The sequence below is a fragment of the Pseudovibrio sp. JE062 genome (assembly GCF_000156235.1).
Lineage (GTDB): Bacteria > Pseudomonadota > Alphaproteobacteria > Rhizobiales > Stappiaceae > Pseudovibrio.
Genome location: NZ_DS996806.1, coordinates 303,750 through 316,738, shown reverse-complemented (window position 1 = coordinate 316,738; position 12,989 = coordinate 303,750). Strand labels below are relative to the sequence as shown.

The 12,989-nt window shown below is 52.4% G+C and carries 13 protein-coding genes; 3 read left to right on the top strand and 10 right to left on the bottom strand.

The genetic code is table 11. From position 1 onward, the window contains the following. Positions 1-399 precede the first annotated feature (399 nt). Positions 400-1,956: a 2-isopropylmalate synthase gene (locus PJE062_RS05810; protein WP_008547692.1), complete on the top strand. Its 1,557-nt coding sequence runs from the start codon at positions 400-402 to the stop codon at positions 1,954-1,956. Positions 1,957-2,014: 58 nt separating this feature from the next. On the opposite strand, the gene PJE062_RS05805 is transcribed toward PJE062_RS05810, so the two are convergent. Both PJE062_RS05805 and miaA read right to left on the bottom strand, forming a co-directional pair. Then, on the bottom strand, positions 2,015-2,551 hold the full coding sequence (locus PJE062_RS05805) for a GNAT family N-acetyltransferase (RefSeq protein ID WP_008547740.1): 537 nt from the start codon (positions 2,549-2,551) through the stop codon (positions 2,015-2,017). 611 nt (positions 2,552-3,162) lie between these two features. Further along, positions 3,163-4,161, bottom strand: a complete 999-nt coding sequence (miaA, locus tag PJE062_RS05800) for a tRNA (adenosine(37)-N6)-dimethylallyltransferase MiaA (RefSeq protein ID WP_208982183.1) — start codon at positions 4,159-4,161, stop codon at positions 3,163-3,165. On the opposite strand from miaA, the gene serB reads away from it, so the two are divergent. Further along, positions 4,139-5,032 (top strand): phosphoserine phosphatase SerB, encoded by an 894-nt coding sequence (serB, locus tag PJE062_RS05795; protein WP_008547478.1) that lies wholly within the window; start codon positions 4,139-4,141, stop codon positions 5,030-5,032. The genes miaA and serB overlap by 23 nt on opposite strands. Positions 5,033-5,102: 70 nt before the next feature. On the opposite strand, the gene PJE062_RS05790 is transcribed toward serB, so the two are convergent. The 5 genes from PJE062_RS05790 to PJE062_RS05770 form a co-directional block, all read right to left on the bottom strand. After that, positions 5,103-6,587 carry a DegQ family serine endoprotease gene (locus PJE062_RS05790; RefSeq protein ID WP_008547606.1) on the bottom strand — a complete coding sequence of 495 codons (1,485 nt, stop codon included), beginning with the start codon at positions 6,585-6,587 and terminating at the stop codon, positions 5,103-5,105. A 164-nt stretch (positions 6,588-6,751) separates the two neighbouring features. Beyond that, positions 6,752-6,946: a DUF2065 domain-containing protein gene (locus tag PJE062_RS05785; protein WP_014286578.1), complete on the bottom strand. Its 195-nt coding sequence runs from the start codon at positions 6,944-6,946 to the stop codon at positions 6,752-6,754. Further along, positions 6,946-7,833 (bottom strand): protease modulator HflC, encoded by an 888-nt coding sequence (hflC, locus tag PJE062_RS05780; RefSeq protein ID WP_008547935.1) that lies wholly within the window; start codon positions 7,831-7,833, stop codon positions 6,946-6,948. Before hflC ends, PJE062_RS05785 begins: the two co-directional genes overlap by 1 nt. Further along, positions 7,833-8,999, bottom strand: a complete 1,167-nt coding sequence (hflK, locus tag PJE062_RS05775) for an FtsH protease activity modulator HflK (RefSeq protein ID WP_008547520.1) — start codon at positions 8,997-8,999, stop codon at positions 7,833-7,835. The genes hflC and hflK overlap by 1 nt, the downstream gene beginning before the upstream one ends. Positions 9,000-9,348: 349 nt before the next feature. After that, on the bottom strand, positions 9,349-9,813 hold the full coding sequence (locus PJE062_RS05770; RefSeq protein WP_008547612.1) for a GNAT family N-acetyltransferase: 465 nt from the start codon (positions 9,811-9,813) through the stop codon (positions 9,349-9,351). Positions 9,814-10,006: 193 nt separating this feature from the next. Here PJE062_RS05770 and PJE062_RS05765 point away from each other — a divergent pair, with 193 nt between their 5' ends. Then, positions 10,007-10,933 (top strand): phytanoyl-CoA dioxygenase family protein, encoded by a 927-nt coding sequence (locus tag PJE062_RS05765; protein WP_008547966.1) that lies wholly within the window; start codon positions 10,007-10,009, stop codon positions 10,931-10,933. Here PJE062_RS05765 and PJE062_RS05760 read toward each other — a convergent pair whose 3' ends face one another. The 3 genes from PJE062_RS05760 to PJE062_RS05750 all read right to left on the bottom strand — a co-directional run bounded on the left by PJE062_RS05760 (position 10,934) and on the right by PJE062_RS05750 (position 12,978). Next, positions 10,934-11,455 (bottom strand): dihydrofolate reductase, encoded by a 522-nt coding sequence (locus PJE062_RS05760; RefSeq protein ID WP_037036158.1) that lies wholly within the window; start codon positions 11,453-11,455, stop codon positions 10,934-10,936. Positions 11,456-11,545: 90 nt separating this feature from the next. After that, positions 11,546-12,157, bottom strand: a complete 612-nt coding sequence (locus PJE062_RS05755; protein WP_008547595.1) for a histidine phosphatase family protein — start codon at positions 12,155-12,157, stop codon at positions 11,546-11,548. Continuing rightward, positions 12,154-12,978: a 3-deoxy-manno-octulosonate cytidylyltransferase gene (locus PJE062_RS05750; RefSeq protein ID WP_037036156.1), complete on the bottom strand. Its 825-nt coding sequence runs from the start codon at positions 12,976-12,978 to the stop codon at positions 12,154-12,156. The genes PJE062_RS05755 and PJE062_RS05750 overlap by 4 nt, the downstream gene beginning before the upstream one ends. Positions 12,979-12,989 lie beyond the last annotated feature (11 nt).

Here is a 12,989-nt window from a genome sequence, read left to right as displayed (position 1 = left end):
TAAAATTCTTGCGTTTCCACCTCATATCCGCTAGGAAAATTACAGATTTGGCAAAAACGAGACTTACTCGGTAACGCTTAAAGAAGAATTGGCTAGTAATTTCAGACGAGTATCTGACACCTAAGTGATTAGAAACGTTTGATTCTGAGCCATAGCGACGAAAAGGCAGCTGACAGATAATGATCGCGAACCGCGACAATCTGAATGAAAACAGCACCATGCGCCCGCATGGCGGCCTCTTCCTACGCACCCTCCTTCTACTTAGATGCCCCTAGGCGTCGGCTGCCCCGTATCTGGGCGGGCACTTAGGGGATCATCTAAATATCTGAGATTGAAGGAAAATCCCCAGGCGCTATTCAGGACAAGCAAGCTGTCGGGGCAAAGTTGAAGGCATCACCAATGACCGCATCCGCTAAAGACCAAGTAGTTATTTTCGACACCACCCTGCGCGACGGAGAACAATCTCCAGGCGCGTCCATGACATTGGAAGAAAAGCTGCAAGTCGCAGAATTACTTGACACAATGGGCGTTAACATCATTGAGGCTGGCTTCCCGATTGCGTCTCAGGGTGACTTTGAAGCGGTCAGTGAAATCGCCAAACGCTCACAGAACTCCATCATCGCAGGTCTGGCCCGCGCAATTCCGGCAGACATCGATCGCGCTGGAGAAGCGATTAAGCTGGCAAATCAAGGCCGTATCCATACTTTCGTCTCCACCTCTCCGATCCATCTGCAGTTCCAGATGAACAAGACCGAAGAGCAGGTTCTGGAGATCATCACCAAAACCGTGACACAGGCTCGTAACCTGATCGATGACATCGAGTGGTCCGCCATGGACGCCACCCGTACCTCCATCGAGTATCTGAGCCGCTGCGTGGAAGCCGCTATCAACGCAGGCGCAACCACCATCAACCTGCCAGACACCGTCGGCTACGCAACGCCTGCTGAATATCAGAGCATGTTCGAGCAGATCATCGCGAACGTTCCGAACTCAGATAAAGCAGTGTTCTCAGTGCATTGTCACAATGACTTGGGTCTGGCCGCTGCAAACTCTCTGGCTGGTGTCGCGGGTGGCGCACGTCAGATCGAATGTACAATCAACGGCTTGGGCGAGCGTGCAGGTAACGCGGCTCTGGAAGAAATCGTCATGGCCCTGCGCACCCGCAGCGATGTGTTGCCATACGAGTGCTCCATCGACCCAGCCTACCTGACCCGCGCTTCCAAGCTGGTTTCCGCCGTTTCGTCCTTTCCCGTCCAGTACAACAAAGCCATCGTAGGCAAGAACGCATTTGCTCACGAGAGCGGCATTCACCAGGACGGCATGTTGAAACACGCAGAAACCTACGAAATCATGCGTCCGGAAGACGTGGGGGTTCGCGCAACCTCTCTGGTCATGGGCAAGCACTCTGGCCGTCATGCATTCAAAGACAAGCTGTCTGAGTTGGGTTACGAGTTAGGCGACAACGCTCTGCAGGAAGCCTTCCGTCGCTTTAAAGACTTGGCAGACCGTAAGAAAAACGTCTACGACGAAGACATTGAAGCACTGGTTGAAGACCAGATCACCATCGAAAGCGAAAGCGTCAAGGTTATCGCTCTGACCGTGATCGCAGGCACCGGCGGACCACAGAAGGCCATCCTGACCATGGACGTCAACGGCAAGCACGAAACACGTGAAGCTACTGGCGACGGCCCTGTCGATGCAACCTTCAATGCCATCAAGGCAATCTGGCCACACGATGCAACCATGTCCCTCTATCAGGTACATGCAGTGACCGAAGGCACCGATGCGCAGGCTGAAGTATCCGTTCGTCTGGAAGACAATGGCAAGATCGCAACTGGTAAAGGTGCCGACACCGATACACTGGTCGCATCCGCTCGCGCCTATGTTTCCGCACTGAACAAACTGGCCATTCGCCGCCAGCGTCAGGTGAACGTAGAGGACGCAATCAGCGTTTAAGCCTATACAATTTCAAGGAAAGAGCGCGGGTTGAATGCCCGCGCTTTTTTGTGCCTGCTTAGGCAGGAACAGCCAGCTTCTGGCAGCTTGGGCTCAGCACCTGATAGAACTCGCAGGGCATACCATCCACCATCCGGGTTTCACGGAACTCAAAGCCAGCACGTGTCATCACCTTCTTGGAGGCATGGTTTTCCGGATGCGCAAAGGCAAGCAGATGGGAGTAGTAGGTGTTTTCAAAGAACCACTCCACAAGCGCCTGCGCAATCTCACTGCCTAGCCCCTGGTTCCAGTAGTGCTGATGCAGGGTATAGCCCATCTCGACTTCAGCGGTCTTCTCATAAAGAGAGAAGCCGGCTCGTCCAACAAACTCACCATCACGCGTAGATAGATGCCACTTGCTGAAGCCCATCAGCTCCTGCGTCTCAATGAAACCAGCCAACCGCTTTTTCACGGTAGAGATGTCCCAGGCCACATTGGTGGGCTGCAGATACCGGTTAACGACCGGGTTACTATGGAGGCAAACCAGATCTGCCAGATCATCAGAGGTAAAAGGACGTGCCCGGAGCCGTTTGGTTTCCAGAATTGGGAGTGTCACGCTCGCTTCCTCCATTATAATCACACGCCAGCCAGTCCGTGAAAACAGGCCACGTGAGACCAACAGCCTCTGGTCATTTTCGGAGATCAGTTTCCCGAAGAAAGACCACTTTTAATGCATGCGCTATGCTCATAAGCATGGGCGAAACTTAAAGGCGAGTGCTTGATGGCACTTTAATATGTCTAAAAAGCGTCAGAACCCTTGTTTCATGCAATCCTTTGAAATTCAGTAGGATTTTCTCGAAGAAAGTATGCAGACAACATTTATTGCGGCAAAATTACGTTCTTAAATTACCATAGATTTGCCGGATAACGCTATTTATGCGATCCGCACAATGACTTAAGGTAAACCAACCCTAACAGCACCCGTAACAATCACTTAAAATTAGTACTGGTCGGTGGAGTAATCTCACACCGACCAGAGCTCTAAGGAGCCTCAGCTCCGCCGCATATTTAAATTCTCGGAAAAAAGTATGGCTTGCTTGGCGGCCTCTGCCAAACGTGCGCCTCTCTTTAAAGAAACCATAGAAAGTTGTCACTCAGAAATTCATTCGTAAAACTATCTATCTGCCAATTTTAACAGGGAATTTCGCCTATCAATAAAATCGGGCGTCACGCTTTCTCTGAGAAAGCTGTCTTCACAGTTTCGACAAACTCGGCAACATCATCAGGATTCAGCGGATCAAGGTTCGACCAACTGGAAAGTTGTCCCCTGAAGAACGTGGATTGTCGCTTAGCATAGCGGCGAGTCTCCGTCTTCGCTTTCTCAATCGCCCATTCCATCGTGGTGAGTCCACTGGCAGCTTCAGCAAGCTGCTTCACCCCAATCGCCTTCATCACCTGAAGGTTTGGATCAAGGCCCTTGGCCCAGAGCGCACAAGCTTCTTCAACGCCCCCCTGCTCCACCATCATATCAAACCGGCGATGGATACGATCATGCAGCACCTTCCGGTCCGGCGAGAGCACAACGGTCATTGCCTCATCAGCAGCAAGCAAAGGTGTGCTTCGCTCATTCTGCCAAATGGAAAGTGACTTACCTGTCCCCTCAATGACCTCCAGAGCCCGTACGATGCGCTGTGTGTCCGAAGGGTGCAACCGCTCTGCCATAGCCGTATCACGCTCTCCAAGTGCCCCATGAAGCTCCTCAGAAGTAGCTTCCTGCGCAAAGGTGCGCCAATGCTGGCGAATGCCCTCTGGAATATCCGGCAATAAAGAGAGGCCTTCCAAAGCTGATTTGAAGTACAGCCCGGTTCCACCAACAACCACCAGCGGACGATTATTCTCACGAGCCTTCGCCAACAGCTCACCAAACTCGGTCAGCCAGTTCATCACACTGTAAGGCTGCTCACTGGCTACATGGCCAAACAGGTAATGAGGTGCTTGCGATTCTTCTTCCGCACTCGGTCGGGCGCTCAAAATGTGCAGATCAGAATAGATTTGCATGGAATCTGCATTAACAACCCACGCATCCAGCTCTTTTGCCAGTTGAATGGAAAGAGCTGTCTTGCCGCTGGCCGTCGGTCCGGCTATCAACACGGCAACAGGCCTTTTCCCAGTGCCATTCACTTGCACAGTTCGAGAGCTGCTTATGTCGTTTGTTGTCACGCTCATTTCCAATCCAGCCAAACCTGCTGTCACTGAAGACCTTATCGAAAAGATCAGTGCCCTTCTGCCCGCAGCTCCTCAGGTTAAAGTTCTCCGACCACAGATCGCAGTTGATCTGGCAGTCGAAGCACCTGCAGATGCTGAAGAGCTCGAAAGCTCTATTCGCACAAACCTTGCAGATGCACCAGTTGACGTTTTCATTCAACCCCAGAATGGCCGCAGAAAGAAACTCCTGATCGCAGACATGGATTCCACCATGATCCAGCAGGAGTGCATCGACGAACTGGCAGCTGAGCTGGGACTGAAGGAAAAGATCTCCGACATCACCGAACGTGCTATGCGCGGCGAGATCGAGTTTGAGCCTGCTCTGCGTGAACGCGTTGCCCTGCTGAAAGGCCTCGGCACCGAGGTGATCGGAAAAACCATCGAAAACCGCATCACTCTGACACCAGGTGGCAGAGAACTCGTCCAGACCATGAAAGCCAATGGCGGCTACGCAGCACTGGTCTCAGGTGGTTTCACGTCTTTCACCCGGAAGATCGCTGAGGTCATTGGCTTTGACGAAAACAAAGCCAATACCCTTCTGGAAGCGGATGGCAAGCTGTCTGGAGAGGTTGCTGAGCCAATTCTCGGCAAGCAGGCTAAGCTGGATCGCCTGAACGAGCTGACCGAAGAAAAGAACATCGCTCTGGAAGATGCAATCGCAGTCGGTGATGGCGCAAATGATCTTGCCATGATCTGCGCTGCAGGCCTCGGTGTTGCCTTCCACGCAAAGCCAAAGGTCGCGGCTGAAGCACGCGCTATGATCAACCATGGCGATCTGACCGCCCTGCTCTATCTGCAGGGTTACAGCTATAATGAGTTCGTGAAGAACTAAACTTCACCCACCAACAAAAAAGCCGCTCCCAATCCCGGGAGCGGCTTTTTTCGTGTCTTATATGAGCGTCTTACTCTTCGATGCGAACCGCAACGAAGCGAAGCTCACCAGCACCATTTGAAAGCAACAGCAACGCAGAGCGGCGCTTGTCGGCTTTCAGAGCCTCAACCATATCAACCACGTCTTTCGGTGAAGCCACAGGCTCCTGAGCGACCTCAACAATCACGTCACCAGCACGCACCCGCTTATCTTCAGCAGAGCTGCCTTCAGCCACGCGGGTGATCACTACGCCTTCGATCTCATCAGAAAGCGCGAAGCGTTCACGAAGTGGTTCATCGATCTTGGCAAGAGACAGACCCAGCACAACGGTCTCGTCAGCTTTATCCTTCGGGCTTTCCTGCTCTTCTTCAACCTGTTCTACTTCAGCCACTTCATCAAGGCGGCCAAGCGTAACTTCGATCTCAACTTCCTCTCCGCGGCGAAGAACAGTCAGCGGCACGGTGCTGCCAATTGTGGTGGTCGCAACCATACGCGGCAGATCACGCATCTCAGGCACTTCACGACCATCAAAGGTGAGCACCACATCACCCGGCATGATGCCTGCTTCCTTTGCAGGACCATCCTCAGAAACGCCGGCAATCAACGCACCCTGCGCGTTGTCCATACCAAGGCTCTCGGCAATCTCGTCAGTCACATGCTGAATACGAACGCCCAGCCAACCGCGTCGGGTTTCACCGAACTCACGCAGCTGCGCAATCACACGAGTTGCGGTTTCAGCAGGAATAGCAAAGCCAATACCGATAGACCCACCAGACGGTGAGAAGATCACCGTGTTAATGCCCACAACCTCACCGTCCATGTTGAACAGCGGACCGCCAGAGTTACCGCGGTTGATCGCAGCATCGGTCTGAATGAAGTTGTCATACGGACCTGAATTGATGTCACGGTTACGCGCTGAAACGATACCAGCTGTCACAGTGCCACCAAGGCCAAACGGGTTACCAATCGCCATCACCCAGTCACCAACACGCAGCACTTCGGAGCTGCCGAACTTGACTGAGTCCAGTGTGGACTGAGGCTCAACCTTCAAAACAGCAAGGTCAGTCTTTTCATCCGAGCCAAGCAGCTCTGCAGAAAGCTTGGTGCCATCATTGAAGTTGACGGTGATCTCATCAGCACCTTCAATCACATGGTTGTTCGTAACAATGATGCCCTCATCACCATCGATCACGAACCCTGAACCAAGTGATTGAACCCGCTGAGGACTTTCACCTTCAGGCTCTTGCCCGTTGAAAAACTCTTCGAAAAATTCCTGGAATGGAGATCCTTCCGGAACATCCGGCAACTGAAGAGAACGCTTAGCTTTCACACGCTGCGCAGTGGAAATATTCACCACCGCATCGCCAAGTTCTTCCGCAAGATCCGCCAGAGATTCAGGGCCACGTGCCTGAGCGTTATTAAAGCTGCCGGTCACTGCCGCAACTCCAAGCACGCTCGCAAAAACAATTGCCTTGATTGATCGTCCAAGCTCAAGGCGAGGGAAAACACCGGCCATAAGCCATCTCCTCAGATTATCAGGTGAGCATACACGCGCCACCAGAACGCATTCTGAAAACAAATATGCCCGCGCTTGGTTAATAAAGCGCGGGCAAAACTAACATTTATTTTTTTACAGCGTCAGGCTGAATTCTCGCAGTTGTATCATTGGCAAATCTGCGTCTAGCCACTCAGCGAACGCACCAACCATACAATCAGAACACCCAACGCCATTGCTGCGACACCACCAAGACGGAGAGACTGATCAGGAATTTCCTGAGCCTTCCGCATGAACTCCTTCAAATGACCCGGGGCAAGAGCGTAGACCACTCCCTCAACAACGAGGACAAGCCCCAGAGCCACAATAAAATCATTCATTACTGGGCAGCACCAGCCGCCGGAGCACTTACATTTCCGCGTGGATCGTTGAAGTAGCGGAAGAAGTCAGAGTCCGGAGACAGGACCAGAGAGGTATCACCCTTCTCCATTGCGGTCCGGTACGCCTGCATAGAGCGGTAGAACTCGAAGAAGCCTGGGTCTTTGCCATAAGCTTCAGCGAAGATCTGGTTGGCAGCCGCATCACCATCACCGCGGATCACCTGCGCATCACGCTCAGCTTCGGCAACAATAACGGTCGCATCACGGTCCGCACGGGACTTAATGCGGCGGGACTGCTCTTCACCCTGTGCGCGGATTTCAGTCGCTTCACGCTGACGCTCGGTCTGCATGCGGCGGAAAATCGCCTGGGAGTTCGCTTCCGGAAGATCCGCACGGCGGATCTTCACGTCAATCACGTCCATACCAATCGCAGCAGCACGTTTATCAACGTCCTGACGGATCTGCTCCATCAGGTTGGAACGATCATCACGAACCACCTGCTCCAGAGTTGCGTTACCTAAAACGCCACGCAGACTGGAATCTAGGAACGTAGCCAGACGGGAAGCACCCGCAGGGATATTGTTCACGGACTGATAGAAGCGGACTGGATCGGAAATCCGGTAACGCGCAAACGCATCAACCAGAAGACGCTTTTTGTCAGCAAGGATTGGCTCGATTGGAGGCATGTTCAGATCAAGGATACGCTTGTCGATGATCAGAACGTTCTGCCAAGGAGCTTTGAACTTGAGACCCGGAGTTGTCTGAACGCCGCGTACTTCACCAAACTGCAGAACCAATGCCTGCTGTGCTGGGTTCAGGCTAAATGTGGACCAGTAAAGAACCAGCGCAACGATAGCAATTGCAATGCCAAGAAGACCACTTTTCATCAGTTGTTTCCTCCAGCACGCTTGTTCAGCTGGTCAAGCGGCAGGTATGGCACCACGCCATTCTGCTGACCGTTTCCGTCAATGATAATTTTTGGATTTTTACTCAAGACCTCTTCCATTGTCTCAAGATAGAGGCGCTGACGAATAACGTCCGGAGACTTCGCGTATTCCTCATAGATTTTGGTAAAGCGATCAGCCTGACCTTTTGCTTCCGCAACAGTTTTATCACGGTAACCTTGTGCTGCTTCAGAGACGCGAGCAGCAGAACCGCGCGCTTCTGGAACAATCCGGTTTGCATAAGCCTGCGCTTCGTTCTGTACACGTTCCTGGTCAGCACGCGCTGCCTGAACATCACGGAACGCTTCAATAACCTGCGCTGGCGGGTCAACCTTCTGCATCTGCACGTTGGTGATCTGGATACCAGACTTGTAGTTGTCCAGAGTCTCCTGCATCAGCTTCTGAACAGCCTGCTGGATCGGTGTACGACTTTCAGTCAGGATCGCATCAATCTGAGAGCTACCAACGACTTCACGCATCGCACTTTCAGCAACAGCTTTAACGGTGCCTTCTGGGTTCTGAATGTTAAACAGAAACTCCTGAACACCAGTAGGAGTGTTCTGGATGACCCACTGAACCTTGAAGTCAACATCAACGATGTTTTCATCACCAGTCAGCATCAGGCTTTCTTCAGGCACATCGCGTGTAGAAACCGCGCTGCGACCGGAGAACTGCTGCAGACCAATGGTGGTTTCGCGAACACCCTGTACGTTTGGCGTTTCAACAGAACCAATCGGATACGGCCAGTTGTAGTTCAGACCTGGACCGGTCTGGCCCACGACCTTACCGAACACCATAGGAACGCCCACATAACCTTCGTCAACACGATAAAGGCCGGTAGCCATCCAAATCAAAACAGCAACGAGGATCGCGAACAGAACACCTTTAAAGCCAAGGCCACCGCCATCACCTGGAAGAACAGTCTTCAGATGATCCTGGCCACGCTTTAAAATTTCCTCGAAATCAGGTGGGTTACCGCCGTTGTTACCGCCGCCACGCTGTGGGCCGCCGCCACCGCCCCAAGGGCCACCACCGCCCTTGTTGCCGCCGGAGTTCCCCCAAGGGCCGCCGTTATTGCCGCCACCTCCGCTTTGATTGCTCCAAGGCATAGAGAGATCCCTTTACTAGGTATGCTGCCGGACAAACCGACAAATAAATGAGAGTTGGACTAAGCCAACTATTACTTGATTAGGGTTATAGGCAAGTTACCAGCGCCTTTCAACGAATGCAGATAAGCCAAAAGGCTGCACTTTATGGAAAAACACCCAAACCCCACAGAAACCGGACATTATTGAAGAAGATAAGCCTTCTTTCGCGCGTTTCAACCGACGCTCAAAAGCTCACTTACAAATTTCAGCTGTAAGAATTAAAGGCATATTCTGGCAAATTCTTGCTGTTTTGCTCAACAAAACGTAAACCACCCCAAGACACAGCAGAAACGTGCAGGTTCACACCCTCTCAGCTTTCAGGCGGCAACCTCAAACGCATGTCCACATGCGGAATGCCATCTTCCGGATAAATCTCGGAAATCGCAAAGAAACCGCACTGACCATAAAAATCCTGAAGGTAGGCTTGAGCCTGCAGCTCAACGCGGGCGTCATTATTGGTGGCGGCGCAATAAGAAAGCGCTGCATCCATCAGTTTCCGTGCAATGCCCTGCCCTCGTGCCTCCTTGGCAACGATCACGCGGCCAATCTTGAACACATCGCCATCTTCGTACTTCAGGAGAATCCGCAATGCTCCGATGATCTCGCCTGCATCATTCAGCACCAACACATGCTTGGCGACCGGATCCAGCCCGTCAACGTCAGGATAAGCACATTCCTGTTCAACAATGAACACATCACACCGAAGCTTCAGCAGCGAGTACAGCTGTTCAAGACTGAACTCGTTGAAGTCTTTAAGCTCAAGAAACTGGGACATTCCACCTCAAAAATTCCGCAGCTTACTCCCACGGAGCAAGCCTCAAACCCTCTGTTATGTTGGTCTTCAGCGTTCATTTTGCAAGGGAATTGCTGCCAAAAACTAATCTTTAGGCAGATTTCACACGCAGAAACAGAAGGAAAGACCGCACGCGCCGATCCCCTTAACCTCTTGTTAATGAATAGAGGCGGGGATGCGTATGCGGGCAATGAAGCCAAAATACCTGATGAACAGCTTGCAGCGCAGATTTCTGCCATCCTCCGCCTACCAGTCAGAATGGGATGAGGAAACGGTACCAAGCTGGTTCCATCATGAGCTCTCAGACCTGCATCACCAGAAACGCGAAAAACAAGCCAAACTGCATATGACCTTGCCCGCCTCCTGCGCGCAGGCTCTGCAAACTCATGGCATCTGGATCAAACACAACGCGTTACCCAGAGAGTTCTTCCGCAGACTGAAGTTCGAGGCGTTCGATTATTTCGTGGGGCAAAGAGATCGCAACAAGCGCCTCCTGTCCAACTGGCACAACGCGCAGAGTTTCACACTTCCGCTCAACTACACGCATCTGCTGAGGCAACCATTCCTGCAATCAGCGATCACCGACGAGTTGATCCCTCCGCCCTTGCAATATGCAGCAGGGCGAAAAGGCAAACCCATGTATCAGCTGGAGGCAATGGCTCAGTGTGCACCTGCCTTCCGCTTTGAAACGGATGGAAACAGCACTCCACCATTTGAAATTGAGCATGACGCACGCGCACCCGGTGCAACAGCGCTACTGTTTCTGGAAACCATCACACCAGAAGACGGCGCCCTATTTTATATCCCCGGCTCTCACCGAATGACAGAGCAGCGTATCTTCTGGGAGTACCAGCGACATATCGATCTTGCAGAAATAGATGAAGAAGAAGAGTCCCCCATCACAGGGCTTAGCGACCTGCAGGAGCTGGACCTGCCACCACTCCTACCGCTTAATGTTCAAGCAAACACATTGCTGATCTGGGATAGAACAGGTTTCCATGGGCGTTTACCAAGTACCAACAACTCTCAAAACGCCCACACTGCACACCGGTTAGCTTTACGTGCTGATCTCTCGACCAAATCCTCAGCCCGCGGCAACTAATCAGAGGCGACGGCGGTAGATTTCCAGTGAGGAATCTGCAGAGTCTTTTTCTCCACGATCAAACGGCGTGCGCTCCGCAAGTTCCCACTCATCCTCATGGATTTCAGGAAATTTGGTGTCACCATCCGGCTGAGCATGAATACGGGTGATGTAAAGCGTCGAGGCCTTCGGCATGGCTTCTTTGTAGATCTGCCCGCCACCAACAATCATGATCTCGTCGACATCATCATTCTCGGCAATATCATTAGCCAGAGTAAGCGCATCCCCAAGGCTACTCACCACTTCAACACCGTCATAGGCGTAATTCGGATCACGCGTAATCACGATATTTTTGCGGTTCGGCAGAGGTTTACCAAGCGTCGTGCAAATGCTCTCAAATGTACGCCGCCCCATGATGACTGGCTTGCCTGTCGTCGTTTTGCGAAAGAACTTCAGATCGGTAGAAACAGACCATGGCATGTCGTTGTTCGCGCCAATCACACCATTTTCAGCAACAGCTGAAATCATTGAAATTTGCTTCATCCTATCCTCAATCGGCAAGAGACATGGGGCAGTCGAGAGACGAGAGCATGGCTGCTCTCATCCAAACCAGTTCAAGACAGTAGAACGAGCCTACGGCCTCACATTCCAACTAAGCATTAACGGCTTGCCATCGTCTGTAACATCGAACACACCATAGGCAGCTGTCTTCAGTTTCAGGTCAGCGCCAGCACCACCATCAGCCAAGGCTTTCAGTGCAAAACGTGCGATGCCATTGCTGGTGGTCACCAGGAGGGTTTTGCCCGGATACTTCTTTGGTGCATTCGCAAAGAACTCCTGCCAACGGCCAATCACCGCTGGTGGATCAATATGCCAACCATTGGGCGGCACACCTTCTTCTTCCCACGCACGAAGAGCATCCTCGCCAATGCGGGCACGCACCTCTTCCTCAGGCTTGTTTTCATCAGGCCCGTAGTCGATCTCCACCAAAAACGGCAGAACCTTGAGGTCAACTTCTTCAGCTTGAGTCTTAAGCGCAATCTGAGCGGTTTGCTTGGTGCGCTGAAGCGGCGAGCAGAAGGCCATATCAAAGGACACACCAAGCTCAGCAAAGTGCTCAGAAAGCTTCTCAGCCTGCTCCAGACCGGAAACACTCAGAGGCAGATCCGTCCGGCCACCAACACGCGTGACAACATCGCCTTTATCAAAGGTGTTGCCGTGTCTGAGAATATAAATACGCGTCACAGGCCAGTCTCCAGATGATCAAACGGGTCACCAAACTTAGCAATCAGTTGCGCTGCAAGCTCAGCATCACTTGGCGTATCCACGCCAGACATAGAAAGCTTCGGTGGCTGAACTTCTTCCGCATGAACAACCATGCCATTTTCCAGGAAGCGAAGCTGCTCCAGTCCTTCCATCTGCTCGTAGTAGCCAAGGCCCAGCTTATTGAAACGCTCAAGCGCATCCACACGGTAGCCATAAAGCCCGATGTGACGGAACACAGGAGAAAGCTTGTCCGTCTCACGCAGTTTCTCTTCCTTGCGGATGGCAGGCAGGATGTTCTTGGAGAACCACAAAGCAGTGCCGTCATCCTTGCGCACGCAAGTTGTGCCGGAAAACGGATGAGCCTTCTTGTGCTCACGCAGCACGTCAAGCCCTTCCCAGTCGAGCCGGATAACCGGGGTAAACACATCCGCATCAGGCCGCGCTTCCGCAGCCTTAATGAGTGCTGCCACATGTGCCGGTGGTGTAAACGGCGCATCCCCCTGCAGGTTCAGCACAAACTCAGGATGCGTGCCAAACGCTTTGGAAGCAGCAAGCGCACGATCAGTCCCGGACGGATGCTCAGGATCGGTCATCACAAACGGTGCACCAATATGGCGGCAGTGCTCAGCGACCTCTTCATGATCAACAGCAACCACGTAATCAGAGTTGGTCTGCTTGGCAGCCACACGGGCAACCTGCACAACACGCTCCAGCAAGCTACGCCCACTGATAGGATGCAGTGGCTTACGAGGAAAACGAGTTGAGCCAATGCGCGCAGGAACGCAAATAAGGGTTCGCATGGGAACTCCTT